24 protein-coding genes are annotated in these 16,496 nt (G+C 60.7%); 13 read left to right on the top strand and 11 right to left on the bottom strand.

Annotated features, from left to right (window positions below):
* Positions 1-121: 121 nt before the first annotated feature.
* The gene (locus AC1D2R_RS09145) at positions 122-346 is read left to right on the top strand and encodes a hypothetical protein (protein WP_477966940.1); all 225 of its coding nucleotides are present in this window, start codon (positions 122-124) and stop codon (positions 344-346) included.
* Here the strand turns inward: AC1D2R_RS09145 and olsC are convergent.
* The 3 genes from olsC to AC1D2R_RS09130 form a co-directional block, all read right to left on the bottom strand.
* Complete coding sequence (olsC, locus tag AC1D2R_RS09140) at positions 343-1,197, bottom strand: ornithine lipid ester-linked acyl 2-hydroxylase OlsC (protein ID WP_477966938.1); 855 nt, start codon at positions 1,195-1,197, stop codon at positions 343-345. The two genes, AC1D2R_RS09145 and olsC, sit on opposite strands and share 4 nt — an antisense overlap.
* Before the next feature lie 166 nt (positions 1,198-1,363).
* Positions 1,364-1,696, bottom strand: coding sequence for an SMR family transporter (locus AC1D2R_RS09135; RefSeq protein ID WP_477967243.1), 333 nt, complete (start codon positions 1,694-1,696; stop codon positions 1,364-1,366).
* Between the two features lie 36 nt (positions 1,697-1,732).
* Complete coding sequence (locus AC1D2R_RS09130) at positions 1,733-2,296, bottom strand: TetR/AcrR family transcriptional regulator (RefSeq protein WP_477966936.1); 564 nt, start codon at positions 2,294-2,296, stop codon at positions 1,733-1,735.
* Positions 2,297-2,453: 157 nt separating this feature from the next.
* Here AC1D2R_RS09130 and AC1D2R_RS09125 point away from each other — a divergent pair, with 157 nt between their 5' ends.
* Together AC1D2R_RS09125 and AC1D2R_RS09120 are read left to right on the top strand one after the other, a co-directional pair.
* Positions 2,454-2,855, top strand: coding sequence for a group II truncated hemoglobin (locus AC1D2R_RS09125; protein WP_477966934.1), 402 nt, complete (start codon positions 2,454-2,456; stop codon positions 2,853-2,855).
* Complete coding sequence (locus AC1D2R_RS09120) at positions 2,852-3,223, top strand: DUF423 domain-containing protein (RefSeq protein ID WP_477966932.1); 372 nt, start codon at positions 2,852-2,854, stop codon at positions 3,221-3,223. The genes AC1D2R_RS09125 and AC1D2R_RS09120 overlap by 4 nt, the downstream gene beginning before the upstream one ends.
* A 3-nt stretch (positions 3,224-3,226) precedes the next feature.
* On the opposite strand, the gene AC1D2R_RS09115 is transcribed toward AC1D2R_RS09120, so the two are convergent.
* The 6 genes from AC1D2R_RS09115 to AC1D2R_RS09090 all read right to left on the bottom strand — a co-directional run bounded on the left by AC1D2R_RS09115 (position 3,227) and on the right by AC1D2R_RS09090 (position 6,502).
* Positions 3,227-3,595 carry a bleomycin resistance protein gene (locus AC1D2R_RS09115; RefSeq protein WP_477966930.1) on the bottom strand — a complete coding sequence of 123 codons (369 nt, stop codon included), beginning with the start codon at positions 3,593-3,595 and terminating at the stop codon, positions 3,227-3,229.
* Positions 3,596-3,597: 2 nt separating this feature from the next.
* Positions 3,598-3,912 (bottom strand): heme-degrading protein HmuQ, encoded by a 315-nt coding sequence (gene hmuQ / locus AC1D2R_RS09110; protein WP_477966928.1) that lies wholly within the window; start codon positions 3,910-3,912, stop codon positions 3,598-3,600.
* Between the two features lie 10 nt (positions 3,913-3,922).
* A complete protein-coding gene (locus AC1D2R_RS09105) occupies positions 3,923-4,192 on the bottom strand; it encodes a hypothetical protein (RefSeq protein ID WP_477966926.1) in 270 nt (89 codons plus the stop codon).
* On the bottom strand, positions 4,189-4,596 hold the full coding sequence (locus AC1D2R_RS09100) for a DUF2325 domain-containing protein (RefSeq protein ID WP_477966924.1): 408 nt from the start codon (positions 4,594-4,596) through the stop codon (positions 4,189-4,191). Before AC1D2R_RS09100 ends, AC1D2R_RS09105 begins: the two co-directional genes overlap by 4 nt.
* 112 nt (positions 4,597-4,708) lie before the next feature.
* Positions 4,709-6,007 (bottom strand): energy transducer TonB family protein, encoded by a 1,299-nt coding sequence (locus AC1D2R_RS09095; protein WP_477966922.1) that lies wholly within the window; start codon positions 6,005-6,007, stop codon positions 4,709-4,711.
* Between the two features lie 60 nt (positions 6,008-6,067).
* A complete protein-coding gene (locus AC1D2R_RS09090) occupies positions 6,068-6,502 on the bottom strand; it encodes a hypothetical protein (protein ID WP_477966920.1) in 435 nt (144 codons plus the stop codon).
* 141 nt (positions 6,503-6,643) lie between these two features.
* On the opposite strand from AC1D2R_RS09090, the gene hemP reads away from it, so the two are divergent.
* From hemP to AC1D2R_RS09055, 7 genes are all read left to right on the top strand, one after another.
* Positions 6,644-6,826: a hemin uptake protein HemP gene (gene hemP, locus AC1D2R_RS09085; protein ID WP_477966918.1), complete on the top strand. Its 183-nt coding sequence runs from the start codon at positions 6,644-6,646 to the stop codon at positions 6,824-6,826.
* Positions 6,827-6,837: 11 nt separating this feature from the next.
* The gene (locus AC1D2R_RS09080; protein ID WP_477966916.1) at positions 6,838-7,890 is read left to right on the top strand and encodes a hemin-degrading factor; all 1,053 of its coding nucleotides are present in this window, start codon (positions 6,838-6,840) and stop codon (positions 7,888-7,890) included.
* 9 nt (positions 7,891-7,899) lie between these two features.
* Positions 7,900-8,823: a heme/hemin ABC transporter substrate-binding protein gene (locus AC1D2R_RS09075; protein WP_477966914.1), complete on the top strand. Its 924-nt coding sequence runs from the start codon at positions 7,900-7,902 to the stop codon at positions 8,821-8,823.
* 20 nt (positions 8,824-8,843) lie between these two features.
* Positions 8,844-9,938: a FecCD family ABC transporter permease gene (locus tag AC1D2R_RS09070; RefSeq protein ID WP_477967242.1), complete on the top strand. Its 1,095-nt coding sequence runs from the start codon at positions 8,844-8,846 to the stop codon at positions 9,936-9,938.
* A gap of 10 nt (positions 9,939-9,948) precedes the next feature.
* A complete protein-coding gene (locus AC1D2R_RS09065; protein ID WP_477966912.1) occupies positions 9,949-10,740 on the top strand; it encodes a heme ABC transporter ATP-binding protein in 792 nt (263 codons plus the stop codon).
* A 142-nt stretch (positions 10,741-10,882) separates the two neighbouring features.
* Entirely contained in the window at positions 10,883-11,233 is a 351-nt protein-coding gene (locus AC1D2R_RS09060) for an ElaB/YgaM/YqjD family protein (RefSeq protein ID WP_477966910.1), read from the top strand.
* 8 nt (positions 11,234-11,241) lie between these two features.
* Positions 11,242-11,643, top strand: coding sequence for a hypothetical protein (locus AC1D2R_RS09055; protein WP_477966908.1), 402 nt, complete (start codon positions 11,242-11,244; stop codon positions 11,641-11,643).
* 71 nt (positions 11,644-11,714) lie between these two features.
* On the opposite strand, the gene AC1D2R_RS09050 is transcribed toward AC1D2R_RS09055, so the two are convergent.
* A complete protein-coding gene (locus tag AC1D2R_RS09050) occupies positions 11,715-12,269 on the bottom strand; it encodes an RNA polymerase sigma factor (protein ID WP_057472110.1) in 555 nt (184 codons plus the stop codon).
* A gap of 9 nt (positions 12,270-12,278) precedes the next feature.
* Entirely contained in the window at positions 12,279-12,440 is a 162-nt protein-coding gene (locus AC1D2R_RS09045) for a NepR family anti-sigma factor (protein WP_477967241.1), read from the bottom strand.
* Between the two features lie 266 nt (positions 12,441-12,706).
* Between AC1D2R_RS09045 and AC1D2R_RS09040 the strand changes: the two genes are divergently transcribed.
* From AC1D2R_RS09040 to AC1D2R_RS09030, 3 genes are all read left to right on the top strand, one after another.
* The gene (locus AC1D2R_RS09040) at positions 12,707-13,501 is read left to right on the top strand and encodes a response regulator (protein ID WP_477966906.1); all 795 of its coding nucleotides are present in this window, start codon (positions 12,707-12,709) and stop codon (positions 13,499-13,501) included.
* Positions 13,502-13,704: 203 nt separating this feature from the next.
* Positions 13,705-14,721: a sensor histidine kinase gene (locus AC1D2R_RS09035; RefSeq protein ID WP_477967240.1), complete on the top strand. Its 1,017-nt coding sequence runs from the start codon at positions 13,705-13,707 to the stop codon at positions 14,719-14,721.
* Between the two features lie 412 nt (positions 14,722-15,133).
* A complete protein-coding gene (locus AC1D2R_RS09030) occupies positions 15,134-16,495 on the top strand; it encodes an NAD(P)-dependent oxidoreductase (RefSeq protein ID WP_477966904.1) in 1,362 nt (453 codons plus the stop codon).
* The last annotated feature ends 1 nt before the right edge of the window (position 16,496 follow it).

The raw sequence follows: 16,496 nt of genomic DNA, 5'->3' as shown, positions 1-16,496 counted from the left end.
GTTTCTTTTCGAGGCAACAGCGGCGGTCGCATCTGAACACAGCCCGCGTACTTAACCTTACCGGCTAACCAATACATTAGCATCGCCTTGAAAAGGCCCATCGTTATGGCAAGCTTTGGCCATGACAAACATCCGCTCTCCAAGATTTAACGCCGAAGAAATGGCCCGGTCGCGGGAATGCGAAAGCGTCTGCGCAGGTGCGATTACCGATGTTGTCCGCCGCGCCGTAGCGGCGGGATGGCGTGAAGAGGAAATCGCTCTTCACCTGGCAGATGCCGCTGAAAACTATGTGATCTACCTGGCGACAAAACCGAAGTCCCGGCTGACGGCGGCCAACAACAACTAGTCCTTCTGCGACTGCGGCCGGTTTCTGAAGGCTTCGGCCTGCGCGTAGAACTTCTTTTCCCACTCCTTGTGGTTATCGAGTCCCTCGCGAATGAACGGCGTGAATACCGCAAGATTCATCAGCGCCCAATTGACGAAGCGGGCCGGAAATTTGAGCGGCTTGACGAAGTCGACGAAGAGCACGACGCGCGTCTTGTCCGTATGGTTCCAGGCTTCATGCTCGTAGGCATCGTCGAAAATCAGCGCTTTTCCCTCCTGCCAGTGGCAGATCTGATCCTTGATACGAATGGCGAGCTTGTCGGCCGGCTCCGGCACGATCATGCCGAGATGTAGGCGCAGAACGCCATTATAGGGGCCACGATGCGCCGGCAGGTGTTTGCCGGGCTCGAAGATCGAGAACATTGCCGTTTTCAGGCCCGGAATCGTCTGTACCGCCTGCCAGGTCTCGGGACACGCGGCAATGTTCTGCTCCGACTTCACGCCGAAGCCGACGAGGAAGAAAGTCTTCCAGCCGCTGTCGGTCGAAATCGTCTTTACGTCGGTGGAAATGTCCTGGAAGGTCGGCAGTTCGCTCTGGCGCACCAGAACGCGGTCGAGCTCCTTGCGGATCTGTGGCCACGCCTTCTCGACCTCTGCCGCCCAGGGAAACGTCGCAGTCTCATAGACCGGCGGATTTCCGAGTATCGCATATTTGAAATTGAGCCTTTCGGCCCAGGCGACGATGCCCATGAAGAACCGCGTGACCGCGCTGGGGCGATCCATCGGCGCGATGCCGCTGGTCCCGAACGACTGACCGTCGGACTTGGAGTTGGAGGTATCGGGGAGAGTGGTCTCAGCAGTACCGTCAGTCATGGGTCTTCCAATACGCAATGCAAACTGTCGAATTCGAGCCAGGATATCGACATGGCAACCTGTTTCGCAAGTCAGGCATCCGTGAGATCGGGTCAAATGTGGCGATAGAATGACAATCCTCCCCGCATGCCTCCAGAACCGGCGCGGCGTAGGACCGGAGGGGGAATCAATGGGACAGAGATTTCGAGAACAGATTAACCACGAGCACGCCGGCAATGATCAGACCTAGCCCAACGATCGCAGGCACGTCGAGCCGCTGCTTGAAATAGACCAGCCCCACAAGCGATATGAGAACGATCCCAAGCGCGCTCCAGATTGCGTAGGCGATGCCGACGGGAATGACCTTCAGCGTCAGCGACAGGCAATAGAAGGCCGCTGCATAGCAGACGACGAGTAGAATGGTCGGCCCGACGCGCGTGAACTGCTGCGACAGCTGCAGCGCCGTGGTGCCGATAACCTCGAGCACGATCGCGACGAACAGCAACGCGTAGACGGTAATGGGAGCCATGTCCGCTATCCTCTGCTTTATCTTGGACTATCTGTCTGCCAACTCGAGGAGTCGCGCGACGAGATCGCGGCGTTGCGAAGGCTCGAGATCGTGGCTGTCGAGCATGTCGGCGAGCCAGAGCCCGTCCGCTGCGAGGCGGACGATCTGTGCGTCCACGGAGGAATCGGTTCCGACATACTCTTCGGCGCGCGTTTGAACCCACTCGCGCCAGCGCTGGCGAAGGCGCGGCTCGACAAGGAGGGCGATCGTCACCTGTGCCCAGTGGGCGGCCTCCCCTGGGCTGTCCTTCAGATCCACAACGGCCCGCAAATACGCACGGGTGAAGCGGCCATGCGGGACCGGATCGTCACGCATCCGCGCGTCAAGATCCGAATCGAACCGTTCAAGCAGGCTTTCGAAAAGCGCGTCCAGCAGCGCGTTCTTCGTCGGAAAATGATGCAGCAATCCGCCCTTGCTCACCCCCGATGTGCCAGCGACCGCATCGAGCGTAACCGCGGCCATGCCCTGCTCCATCGTCAGGCGCGCGGCGACCTCCAGCAATTGCTGGCGTACGAGAGCGGGCTGCTTACGACGGTGATGCGCTAGGGACATTACTGTAAAAGATACCGTCCAGCCGGTCTTGTCAAGATTAGATAGACGACGCCAACACAGAGCCGGCGGCGCAAAATGCCGCGCCGGCGCCTGACGGTTGCTGTTGCGATCCGCGCGGCGGCAGTGCATTAAAGGACGGATTTCAAGGAACTGGATTGTGAGCGAACAAGTCATCACGCTTTATCAGGCGATCGGCGGCGACGAGACCGTTCGCGCGCTGTCGCGCCGCTTCTACGAGCTGATGGACACCCTTGCGGAGGCATCGCATGTCCGTGCGGTGCACCCACCGACGCTTGGGGGCAGCGAAGAGAAGTTCTACGAATACCTGACCGGCTATCTCGGCGGTCCGCCGCTCTACACCGACAAGCGTGGCCATCCGCGCCTCAGGAGCCGCCATTTCGTTGCCGAGATCGGTCCCGTCGAACGCGACGAGTGGCTGCTTTGCTTCCGCCGGGCCCTGGACGAAACGGTCGGCAATGCAACGCTGCGGGACATTGTCTGGCAGCCGATCGAGCGGCTCGCCCACCACATGCAGAACAAGGAGCAGGACCGGCCATGACCTTCAACCAGCGCGTCGTGCCGCTGTTTTTGACCTTCTCCGGCCTTTTCGGCTTTTCCGGCGTCGCTTTGGCCGCCGCTGCCGCGCATGGCGGCGGCGACGCCCATCTCATCGCCTCTGCTTCGGCGATGTGCCTGGCGCACGCACCTGCCCTGCTGGCACTGGCAATCGGCGCCGAAAGGCTGAAGACAGCCGGAATCGCCGGCCTGCTGATCGGGATTGGCACGCTGTTGTTTTCGGGGGATCTGCTGATGGTCCGTTACGCTGGCCTCGGATTGTTTCCGATGGCCGCGCCGACCGGCGGCTTTGCGATGATGTTCGGCTGGCTGGCTGTGGCGATCGGGGCGTTCTTCCGCATCCGCGCCTGAACCTCAGGCAATCGGCACGCGCCCGAAGCGCAGCAGATTACCGTGCGGATCGTGGATATGGAACTCGTCCATGTTCCAGGGCCGCAGCTCAAGGCTAGTCAGGCTCTTGACGCCTCTTGCGGTGTATTCGGCGTGAAGTGCTCCGATGCCTCCCCCACGCAGATAAACGGACGTGTTTTCGCAAAGCGAACGGTCTGCCGCCCGCCAGAAATGCAGTTCCATCCCCTCGCGCCTCAAGATGAGATAGTCCGGCGCCTGGTGGACGATCTCGTTGAAGCCGAGTTCGCCGCGGTAGAAGGCCAGCGTCTCGTCAATATCGAGCGATGGCAGGACCGGCAGGACCTCGATGCGATCGGGATGGCTGTCGGCCATCCCTAGATGCCGTCCACGACGGTGAAACCCTCGAAGACGGGCGGCCCCATATACATGGTTTTGCGATCGCCCGCATTGCGATGTGCTGTGCGGAAACTCTCGGACTTGGTCCAGTTCAGGAAGTCCTCTTCGCTCCGCCAGACGGTATGCGAGGAAAACAGGGTATAGCCCTCTTCGGCATTGACCTTGCCGCGCAACAACCGGAACTCCGCAAACCCTGGCACCTCCGACAGGCTGGAATCGCGATTGCGCCAAACGGCTTCGAAAGCGGATTCGGAGCCGGCGGCGACCTTGAAACGGTTCATCGCAATATACATTGAACGATCCTCACGCTTTGCGTTTGCGGCTTGCATGCACCGGCGCGAAAGCCACGACATTGTCGCCGTTCGCTGCCTCCAGTCCAAGCGGCTTTTCAGGCTGCTCACCCGGCATTCTGGCGTCCCACACGGGAAATTCAGCAACGTTGGCGCAATGCTCGCGCTGCTCGGCATGCTTCTTCAGCAGATCGTATAGTTCCGGCACAAGGCCGTCACCGTTCTGGGCGGCCAGCTTGTGCAGGCCGATCATCGTGAACCGGTCAGGGCGCTTTTCACTCATTGGGCGTTGTCTCGTTCGTTCATTGTGTTCAGCGCCCTCTCGAGGCTGGACTTGCTGCCGTTCCTGAGCGGAATGAAGGTCTTGCCGAACTTCTTGCAGCCGGTCTTCACGCGCAGGCAGGCATCATGGCTGATACAGTCGATGGGGCAGAAAACGCAGTCGACCGACGGAAGCACGGTATCGATGCGCGACACTGCCTCGCGCAGCCCGCCATCGTGGTGAATAAGTTCTGCCCCGAAGCTGCTTGCGATCTGACGAAGATGCGCCACCTGGCAATCCCGGCCGCCTACGTAGAGAAAGCTGCGTCCATCGAGTTTGGACCGCCCGGAAGCCTCCTGGGCCGTCCGCGCATCCGCGCTGACGCGGATCTCCCGGTTCGAACCCTTCTTCGCCTTGCGAGCCATTTACCACCCGTTCGCTCGTTGATCGTCACACGATTCCTGCGTGTGCAAGCGGACCTTATTAAACCTGATTTTTAGAGTAAAGTATAAAGTTGATTATTTTTATCATATTTTATCATCGGCCGGTGACCTGCACCTCCTGCGTGAAGGTCCAGACCGGCTTGCCCCATTCTGCAGGAAGTGGCGGGAACGGCGCGGCGCGGCGAACGCCGTCGACAACGGCCTGATCGAGTTCGGGAATGCCCGAGCTTCGGGCAACGGACAAACCGCTGATGCCGCCGCTGGAGCCGATCGACAGGCGGATGCGGACACTCGTCGACGCGCTCATGCGCTTGTATTCAGTAGGCACTTTCACGGAGCGACGGATGCGTGACTGCACCTTGCCGGGGTAGTTGGCGACGGCGGCGCTGCCTGCGCCTCCACGGCTGCCGGCGCTGCGCGAGTTCTGGTCGGAAGCGGCGGCTTCATTGCCGTCGGCCGAGCCCCGCTTGCTGTCCTGATTGTTTTCGCCCTGCGACCCCGCGGTGACCTTGGCCTTCTTCGGCGGCTGCTTCTTCTCGACCGGCTTCGGCTTTTGAACGGGCTTCTCTGCCACCGGCTTGGGATCCGGCTTCGAAGTATTGTCCGGTTCAGGGGAGATTTCGGCTGTCTCGGTCGGCTGAACCGGTGCAACTTCCGCAGGCGGTGTCGGCGCAAGCGGCAGTACTTCCGGGCGGACCTCGGCGGGCACTTCGCTCGCCATGGGCTGAACCACTGCGGATTGCGCCGGCGCCTGCGATGTCAGAATTTCCGGTTCCACCGCCGTGACATTTTCGGGCGAAACGCGCGTCACCTCTTGTGTCGGCGTAACGGCTTCGGCCTGGGCCGGTTCCGCAACGGGAGGAACCTCGGCAGCCTGGATCGTTTGCGGCTGCACGCTCTCGGCTACGATCTCTTCCGGCTGAGGCTCCTCGGCCTGCTCGCCGGCAGCGGCCTGATCCGCCTCGGAATCGCCGAGAATGATCACGCTGACGGCCTCGCCGGCTTCTTCCACCGGCGCCTGCGGCGTGACGACGAAGCCGACCAGCAAGGCGACGACAAGGGCAACGTGACAGATGAACGAACCGACGCACGCGATGGCGACGCCACGCTTGCCGATAACAGAACCCGTCGCCTGCATCTCGACGTTTTCGTCCATCGCCGGCACAGTCGCCTGGCCGCTGCTGGCGCTGCGAGGATCCTGCGGAAACGGTTCGATCAGCGACAGGCGCGTGTAGTGAAGCACGGCTTCTGCGGCAGGCTGGCGCGGCGCACTGCGAAGATCCGACAACTCGTGGCCCGGATGCATGCCCGGGCTGTTGTCGTTGAGGCCAAGATCAGAGACCGTCTCGTCGATGAGACCATGTCTCGGTTTGGCTCTTGCTGAAACCACCATCTGCACTTGCCTCGGCCAGTTGAAACTGAAGCCAGCCGGAGATCATCCCCGGCGCATCGCTCACCCCTCGAAGGGTACGGAAACCTGGGAACGGGTCACGAGACCCTTCATGCACTCGCCTGTCGCAGGACCGTCGCATACCGGCGTGTCGTTGATCAGAACGCGCGTGACGCTCTCGCACTTGACGTTCGGCATGTCGAATTGACGCACACGCTTCTTGCCTTGCGGCAAATCCCGGAAATCGAGAACCGTGATACGATCGACGGCGTTCTTGTCGTTGAAGAATGCCAGTTCGAAGGAAACCTTGTTGATCGGCGTGGCCAGCTTGTTGAGCGCCACGAATGTCATCATGCAACCCTTCTGCGAGGGCGCCAGACCGTTGAGCTCGACGTCGAGGCTCGACACTGCCGCCGCGTCCTGGGCAAAGGCCTGAGCGACAGCGGCGACGGCTATAAAACCACCCGCCAAAAGTGCTGCAACCCTCTTGACCGCCATCGCGCTTCTCCAACAATTCTTGAAACTTGAGTATGTAACTCCGCTATTGCGTGTTTAAAAAATGATGACTATGAAAGTCAAGATAATTGTAGCCAGGCGGGCATTTGCCCTCCATGGAACGAGCGGAACAAGCCAACCGAAATGATGGTCGAGAAGCCGGAAACATTTGAGCGTGCGTCCTTGAAACAGGAGGCCTCGGCCGGAATCCGGGTTCTGGAGAGCGCCGAGATTTTCCGCGGCTCCAACGAGATCATGATTCGTCACGATGGGGCCGTCTACCGCATGAAGATCACCCGGCAGGGCAAGCTCATTCTGAATAAGTAAGGGGTTAGGACATGACTGAGGACACAAGACCGGCTCCGGCCGACATCCGCGCATTTCGCATCGAAAATCCGAAAATGCGCGAGCGCGACATCGCCGCTCAGCTGAAAATCTCGGAGGCTGCGCTCGTCGCGGCAGAAGTCGGCATCACCGCGACCCGAATCGACGGGAGCGCCCTGAAGCTTTTGGAGCGCGTCGCCGAGCTCGGCGAAGTCATGGCTCTTTCGCGCAACGAGAGCGCCGTCCATGAAAAGATCGGCGTCTACGAAAACATCAATGCCGGCCCGCACGCGGCAATCGTGCTCGGCGAGAACATCGACCTGCGGATTTTCCCGGGCCGCTGGGCTCACGGCTTTGCAGTGTCCAAGAAAGACGGCGAGCAGGAGCGGCTCAGCCTGCAATATTTCGACAAGGCCGGAAATGCCGTCCACAAGGTCCACCTGCGCCCGACCTCCAACGTCGAGGCCTATCGTGCCATCGTCAAGGACTTGAAGCTCGACGACCAGTCGCAGGAATTCGTCGCGGAACAGGCGACAAAGGCGAATGACGAGAACGGCGACGTCAGCCGCGACGAGCTACGCGATCACTGGAGCAAACTGACGGATACCCACGAGTTCTTCGGCATGCTGCGCAAGCTGAAGATCGGCCGCCAGGCGGCCGTCCGCACCGTGGGCGACGACTATGCCTGGAAGCTGGACAATGACGCGACAGCCGAGATGATGCACGCGTCCGTCAAGGCCGGCCTGCCGATCATGTGCTTCGTCGCCAACAACGGCATCGTGCAGATCCATTCCGGCCCGATCTTCAACGTGCAGCCGATGGGTCCCTGGATCAACGTTCTCGACGAGACGTTCCACCTGCACCTTCGTCAGGACCACATCGCCGAGACGTGGGCAGTGCGCAAGCCGACCAAGGACGGTCACGTCACCTCGCTCGAGGCCTATGACGCCAACGGCGAAATGATCATCCAGTTCTTCGGCAAGCGAAAGGAAGGCTTCGACGAGCGCACCGACTGGCGCAATATCATCGAAAACCTGCCGCGCGCGGCAGCAAGCGTTGCCGCCTGAGGTGGGGAAATGACGATGCGCAAGCAGGCAAGCCGCACAAGGCTTCGGACGTCCGTTGCGCGGGGCCTCCTGGCTCTGCCGCTCGCTTTATCCCTGGTCGGCTTCGCCGGCGGCCCCTTCTCGCCCGCAGCGCAAGCTGCCGAGAAAGTCGACACGGCCCGCGTCGTGTCGGTTGGCGGCGACGTCACCGAGATCATCTACGCACTCGGCGAAGAAAACCATCTGATCGCTCGCGATACCACGAGCATGTTCCCGGAAGCGGCCCTGAAGCTGCCCGACGTCGGCTATATGCGCGCGCTTTCGCCCGAGGGAATTCTCGCAATGAACCCGACCGCGATCATTGCCGTCGATGGCTCCGGACCACCCGAAGCCCTGACGGTCCTGAAGAGCGCAAGCGTTCCCTTCGAGACTGTACCCAATGCCTATACCCACGAGGGTATTCTCGCGAAGATCGAGAAGGTCGGAGCGTTGCTCGGCGTCGAGGACAAGGCAGCGGCCCTCAAGGCGAAAGTCCAATCCGATCTCGATGCCGCAATTGCCGATGCGCAAAGGCGCCCCGAGGGCGAGCGCAAGCGGATCCTGTTCATCCTCAGCATGCAGGGCGGCAAGGTGATGGCGTCGGGAACCGGTACTGCGGCCGACGGCATGATCAAGCTCTCCGGTTCCATCAATGCGGCCGGCGATTTCCCCGGTTACAAACCGCTGACGGACGAGGCGATCATCGAGGCCAAGCCGGACGTGATCTTGATGATGAACCGCGGTGACGGCGCATCGACCAAGAACGACGACCTGATGAAACAGCCGGCACTCGCATTGACCCCCGCCATTCAGAACAAGGCGATCGTTCGCATGGACGGTCTCCATCTGCTCGGCTTCGGCCCTCGTACCGCAAGCGCCGTTCGTGAGTTGAACGCAGCGATCTACGGGAGCTGAGCGTGGCTCTGCAGGACGCCATGGAAAGGGAACGCGCAGTGTTTTCGCCGGCAAGGCTCCGCGAGCGGCATCGGGCCGGCGACCGCGGACCGGTTGCTTTGCTGACGATTGGCCTGCTTTTTCTCGGTTCCGTCCTGTCGTTGCTGTTTTCGGTCACGACGGGCGCGTCCGACGCATCCTTCCTCGACGTCATCGCCAACGCAGCCGGATCTGCGGATGCGCTCAATGCCCGCGACCGGATCATCATCTTCGATATCCGAATGCCCCGCGCCATTCTCGGCTTTCTTGTCGGCGGTTCCCTGGCAGTGTCGGGCGCGGTCATGCAAGGTCTGTTCCGAAATCCGCTGGCCGATCCCGGCCTTGTCGGCGTTTCCTCCGGAGCAGGCTTTGGCGCGGTCGTCATGATCGTGCTCGGCGGCACGGTCGCGGCGCCCCTCTATGCACTGCTCGGCATCTACGCACTGCCGATCGCCGCGTTTGCCGGCGGCCTGCTCACCACGCTTCTGCTCTATCGTATCGCGACCAGCAATGGACAGACCTCGGTTGCAACGATGCTGCTCGCCGGTATCGCCCTGGGCTCTCTCGCCGGGGCATTGACCGGCCTATTGATCTACATGGCCAATGATCAGCAGCTTCGCGACCTTACATTCTGGGGCATGGGCTCGCTCGCCGGGGCCACGTGGTCGAAGATTGCCGCCGCCGCGCCGATCATTCTGCTTTCGTTCGCCGTCATCCCGTTCATAGCCCGCGGCCTCAACGCGCTCACGCTGGGCGAGGCTGCCGCCTTTCACATGGGCGTGCCGGTGCAGCGGCTGAAGAACATAGCGATCGTCAGCGTTGCGGCCGCCACGGGTGCCTCGGTCGCCGTCAGTGGCGGCATCGGCTTTGTCGGCATCGTCGTGCCCCACGTGCTGCGGATGGCAATCGGCCCGGACCATCGTTTTCTGCTGCCGGCGTCGGCCCTTCTCGGCGGCTCGCTGCTGATCTTCGCCGACGTGATTGCGCGCACGGTCGTGGCGCCCGCAGAACTGCCGATCGGCATCATCACCGCAGCGGTCGGTGGGCCCTTCTTCCTGTGGATCCTGCTGCGCCAGCGCGCCCGCCTTGCCCTTTGAGTGACATAGAATGATCGAACTATCCGGCGTTTCCGTCCGACTGTCGGGCAAGACCATCGTGTACGATGTCGGCTTCACCGCCGAAGCCGGGCGGATGACCGCCATTGCGGGACCGAACGGCTCCGGCAAGACCACCATCATGAAAGCCGTATCCGGCGAGCTTTCCTACGAAGGCAGCATTCGCATCAACGGGCATGACGTGAACGCGCTTGAGCCCTGGCAACTGGCGGCGATCAGGGGCGTACTGCCGCAGGCAAGCGTCATCTCCTTCCCTTTTACGGTTCGGGAAGTCGTGCGCATGGGTCTGACGTCCGGCCTCAACCGCAATCCCGCAAAGGCCCAACAGATTGCCGCAACGGCGCTGGCATCCGTAGACCTCAGCGGGTACGAGGGGCGTTTCTACCAGCAGCTTTCCGGTGGCGAACAGCAGCGCGTGCAGCTAGCCCGCGTTCTCTGCCAGATTGCAGAGCCCGCCACCGAGGGAGAACCGAACTGGCTCCTGCTCGACGAGCCGGTGTCCAGTCTCGACATCAGCCACCAGCTGACCATCATGCGCCTGGCGCGCAAGTTCTGCGACGACGGCGGCGGCGTCATCGCAGTAATGCATGACCTGAACCTGACGGCCCTCTTTGCGGACCGGATCCTGCTGATGCAGTCGGGGCGGATGGCGGCCAGCGGCAGCGTCCACGAGGTTCTGACGGACGATACGATGCAATCCGTGTTCGGCTGCGCGCTGCGTGTCAACGCGTTGCCTGCCGATGACACCCCCTTCGTCCTTGCCCACAGTGCCATGCAAGGCTGACCAGCGCGGAACTTTTGGAAGTCGGGGGCGTTAAGCCTTTGATTTGGGTCATTGCCGGGCAAAATTCCTCATGCAAGCTTGGGTGGTGATCCAGTGTTGAACCAGGCGACGCGGATTGGCGTCGTAACAATGGAGAAAACCTGTGGCTTCTTCCTTCCTTCACTCCGTTCGCAGCCGTCGCAATGGCAGCGATACGCTTCATGATATCGAATCGACGATCGAAGAACAGATTGCGTCCCTGAGGGACGAAATCGCGGCGCTCACTCGAGCAGCCGGGAAGAGCTCACGGCGTCAAGGCGACAAAGTGCGCTATCAGGCGTCCGCCGGCTATGATGAACTGATGGGGCGAAGCGAGGACTTGATAAGAGAGCTTCAAGACGGCTATCTTCGTGGCGCCAACGAGGTACGTGATACCGTGCGCAAACATCCGATCGCGACCGTGGGCGCGGTGGCAGCCTTCGGGCTTGTCCTCGCTCTCCTTGCCCGCCGTTAGGAGGCTAGATGCTGTTCCCGATCCTCAGCCTCCTGGTAGGCACGAGCGTTCACCGTACCGTTGCGCGAACCAAGCGCAACGGTATTTTCATTGCCATAGCCGTCCTCTTCGTACTGACCGCCTATGCCTTGGCAGTCGTGGCGGGCACCATCTGGCTCGCGGGCATCTATGGTCCTATCGGTGCAGCACTTTTCCTGGCAGCCTGCGCCCTTCTGATCGCCATTGTCGTTCTAATCGCAATGACCATCATCAATACGCAGGAGGCGAGACGCGCCAAGGAGCGGCGACAGGCGGTTGAATCTCTCGCTGCAGCCGGCATCGGTCTTGTCCGTGCCCAGCCATTGTTGACCGCAGGGATAATCGCCGCACTGGTTGCGTCCACTTTGTTGGGATCCAAGAGCAGCGACTGACCCAAACGGCCCGCCAACACAAAAAAGCCGGCACCCTCGAGGTACCGGCTTTCCGTTCGTCTGGGCGCTTATCAGAAGGCGAACGCCTTCGACGTTAGGGGTGATGACGTCGCGTCCGGTCCGAAATCGGCTTCACCCGAAATCTGCAGCAATTCCTGCAGACGCTGGCGAGCCCGATTGACGCGGCTCTTGATCGTTCCGACGGCGCAGCCGCAGATCTCGGCGGCCTCTTCGTAAGAAAAGCCCGATGCACCGACAAGAATGATCGCCTCGCGTTGATCCGGCGGCAGTTGTTCGAGGGCCTTCTTGAAATCCTGAAGGTCGAGCGCGCCGTATTGGGACGGGTGCGTCGCCATGGATTCCGTGAAAAGGCCGTCGCTGTCCTGTATTTCGCGTCCGGCCTTGCGCATCTGGCTGTACAGTTCGTTGCGCAGGATCGTGAAGAGCCATGCCTTCATGTTGGTGCCCATCTCGAAGTGGTCCTGCTTGGCCCAGGCCTTCATGATGGTGTCCTGCACGAGATCGTCAGCACGGTCATGTCGGCCGATCAGCGAGATTGCGAAGGCTCGCAAACTCGGCAGGGCGGCGAGAAGCTCGCGCTTGAAGCTTGGTTGCTGCTTTTCCATCGGTCCACCCTACTTGACGGCTTTGGCCGAAGCCATCAGCTCGGCCTGGTCAAGTTTTTCCAGCAGATCGAGAAAGCGGTCGGGGATCGCCTCTTCCTGAACGGCTGCATAGAGTGATCTCAACCGCACCCCGATCTGACTGTTGGGATCCAAGACATCGCTCGCGCGCATCTCCCGATGGCCGTCCAATTCTTCATTCTTGCGGGTTGTCATTAACTTTTCACTTCTTGCCTGTTGTCATTGGGGTGCGTCACCGGACAGATAGAATACACATTGTCGTATCCCGGTCGCCACGGTCCCGCCCTTCATTTGCGTCGACTATCGCCAACAGAATGCGCCTGAGAAAAAAAAGTTCCTGATATCTAGGAACTTTTTTGCCGCATGCTGCGTTCAAATGCCACTGGAGCCGTTACCGGCCCTGCATACGGGAGCTATCAATGACACTTTCTACTCGAATTGCGCCGCACCTTCCTTATCTGCGCCGCTATTCCCGGGCCCTGACCGGCACACAGACCTCCGGCGACGCTTATGTCGCGGCAGTTTTGGAAGCCATCATTGCGGACATATCCATTTTCCCGGATACGGCAGATGACCGCGTCGCACTGTACAAACTTTTCACCGCATTGTTTGGTTCCGCGACGGTGCAAATTCCAGAGCCGTCATCGCCCTACGCCTGGGAGCAGCGGGCCACGATCAATCTCGGCAAGGTTTCTCCACGCGCCCGTCAGGCTTTCATCCTGGCATCCGTCGAGAATTTCCGGGTTGGAGAGATTGCCGAAATCCTGGCCGCGGACGAACACGAAGTCACGAAGCTTCTCGACAGCGCATCGCGCGAAATCTCCCGCCAGGTGGCAACGGATATCATGATCATCGAGGACGAACCGCTGATCGCCATGGATATCGAGCAGATGGTGGAAAGTCTCGGCCATCGCGTTACCGGCATCGCGCGCACGCATGCGGAAGCAGTTGCACTCTACAACAAGACGAAGCCCAGCATGGTTCTGGCCGACATTCAGCTCGCGGACGGCAGCTCTGGCATTGACGCTGTCAATGACATCCTGAAAACGTCGAGCGTGCCGGTGATTTTCATCACGGCCTTCCCGGAGCGCCTGTTGACGGGCGAACGCCCGGAACCGACCTTCCTCGTGACCAAGCCGTTCAACCCGGACATGGTAAAGGCACTGATCAGTCAGGCGCTTTTCTTCAACGAAACCACCAAAGCAGCGGCTTGACGCAATGTTTCGCACATTGCGGAACAAAGCGAAATCGAGAGCGTTCCAGTCAATCTGGAGCGCTCCCCGAAATATTAAGATTTTATCCAGCGCTTGCGCCTAGATAGAAACGATCAGCAGGCTTGGCCGCCGGTGGATATACTCATCCGCCTGCGGCGTCAAAAGGATCGAAGGAAGGCGGCTGGGTGAATAGGACTGGACCATTGGCCGGCACGACCTTCGCCTTGGAAGGCAAAGAGCTGTTGATGGAACGCGCGCTCGCCAGCGCCGGAATATCCGTTGTCTACCAGGATCCCGATCTCGCCGTCGTCTACACGGAAAACCTTCCCCCCCACTTTCAGACCTTCTCGGTTCCAGGCGGCAGCGATGCCGATATGTTCGGCGAAACGCATGGACGAAACCTGGAAGCCCTGAAGCGGACGGTTCTCGACAGCGGTAGCCCGGCAAGCACCGAGGTCGATATCACCATCGACGGCGAGATGCGCCACTACGAGATCAAGGTCCAGCGCGTCGGCCTCGGCAAGGAAGAGGGCGTGCTGTCAGTCATCACCGAGATTACGGAGGCACGGCACCGCGAGAAAGTGCTGAAATCCTTGCTGCGGGAATTGTCCCACCGCTCCAAGAACCTCCTCGCCATCATCCAGGGGATCGCGACCCAGACCGCCCGCAACACGCTTTCCCTCGACAGCTTCCTCGTAAAATTTCGTGGACGGTTGCAATCACTATCGAACTCGCAAGATCTCATCACGGACTCAAGTTGGCGCGGTGCTTTCCTGTTTGAGCTTACGCAAAAGCAATTCGCCCCCTACTGGCCCGACACTGTTGGACCGCTTCCCGTCACGGGTTTGAACGTCCATCTGACGCCGAACGCCGCCGTGCACGTTGGCCTGGCTCTGCACGAGCTGATTGTCAACTCCGCCACTTTCGGCGCCATTTCCGGCGGTGCCCCTTCGATTACGCTGGATTGCCAGGAGACGGTTCTTTCCGACCGCAAGGCCATCCGTGTTTCGTGGGTCGAAAGTCTGCCGGCCAGGAACGCAACACACGAATTCATCGAGAACAGCTTCGGCAGGATCGTGCTTGAGCGCGTGGTGCCCTCCTCGGTCAACGGCAAGGCCGACCTTCGCCTGTCGCCCGGGCGCATCGAATACCATCTGCTGATCCCGGACGCCGAGTTCGAAATCCTCAAACGCGCGCCTCAGCAGGTCAGCGTACGCTAGCCAGATCCAACGAAAGAAAACAGCCAGTGCGAGGGCGGCGCACCGGCTGTCTTCACTCACCGGGAGGGGACCGTGAGTGCGGATCCGAACGGTGTTTTGGGGGCGCGCATTTTGGGTCGATGCGATCACCGTCCGGATATCGCGTTAACGGCCCGACACCCGAATGGTTCCGACCGCACGTCGAAAAGATGCGCTTTTTTTGAATTTTTTTCGCTCAGCGCCCGCGATGCCCACCGATCGCTGCGGCATATCCCAGTCGATGACCGATCGGCATCCAAAAAAGGCTTTCATAACAAGTGGATAGGCCTGCCGCCCCCCGAAATCCAGGCCTAAAATTTTACCGTTTGATAAATTTTTTGACCTGAGTTACGCTTCCTTCCACTGGCCGTTTACCAATAATGAGGGAACTTCAATGGAACGTCTGGAAACTGGGATTCGTGCTGGCCGGCTTTCGTCCGCCGAGTACGACGACAATTTCTCCGATCTTCATCCGCGCCTCGACAAACATGAGGCGCTGGTCGCTGCAGACCGCTGTTATTTCTGTTATGACGCGCCATGCATGACGGCCTGTCCCACCTCGATCGATATCCCGCTCTTCATAAGGCAGATATCGACCGGAAACCCGCTCGGATCCGCCAAGACCATTTTCGACCAGAACATTCTGGGCGGCATGTGCGCCCGCGTCTGTCCCACCGAAGATCTGTGCGAACAGGCATGCGTGCGCAACACCGCCGAGGAGCGCCCCGTCGAGATCGGCCGCCTGCAGCGCTATGCGACCGATACCGCGATGCAGGCAGGCAAGCAGTTCTATAGCCGCGCTGCGTCGACGGCAAAAAGGATCGCAATCGTAGGCGCCGGCCCGGCGGGCCTTGCCGCAGCACATCGCCTTGCCGTCAGCGGCCACGACGTCGTCATCTATGACGCGAAGCCGAAATCGGGCGGCCTCAACGAATACGGCATTGCCACCTACAAATCCGTCGATGACTTCGCGCAGAAGGAAGTCGAATATGTCCTCTCGATCGGCGGCATCGAGGTAAAGCACGAGCAGCTGCTCGGCCGCGATTTCTCTCTCTCCGACCTGCAGACTGAATATGACGCCGTTTTCCTCGGTATCGGCCTTGCCGGCGTCAACGCTCTTCGGGTGGAAGGCGAACGACTGCCGGGCGTGGAGGACGCCGTCGAATTCATTGCCGCCCTTCGCCAGGCAGGAAGCAAGGCGAGCATTCCGGTCGGCCGCCGCGTTATCGTTCTCGGCGGCGGCATGACAGCGATCGATGCCGCCGTACAGGCAAAGCTTCTCGGCGCCGACGAGGTGACGATCTGCTACCGCCGCGGCAAGGAGCACATGAACGCCTCCGAATTCGAGCAGGACCTGGCGACGTCCAAGGGCGTCATCATCCGCCACTGGCTGGCGCCGAAATCGATCCTGTCAAAGGACGGCAAGGTGGCCGCAATCGAGGTCGAATACACCAAGCTGGTCGACGGTCGCCTGACGACGACCGGTGAAACCGGCGTGATCGCGGCAGATCAGGTCTTCAAGGCGATCGGCCAGACGTTCGAGGCGTCCGGCCTCGGCGCGTTGCGCATGGAATCCGGCCGCATTGCCATCGATGGCGAAGGGCGCACGTCTCTACATGGGATCTGGGCCGGCGGAGACTGCGTCTTTGGCGGCGATGACCTGACCGTCTCGGCAGTAGCGCAAGGCCGCGATGCCGCAGAATCCATCAACCGCGTGCTTGCTGCCGGCGTGCAGCAGGCCGTAGCCGTCGCGTGAA

The organism is Rhizobium sp. P1_C7, assembly GCF_056406295.1.
This window is presented reverse-complemented; position numbering and strand designations above follow the sequence as displayed.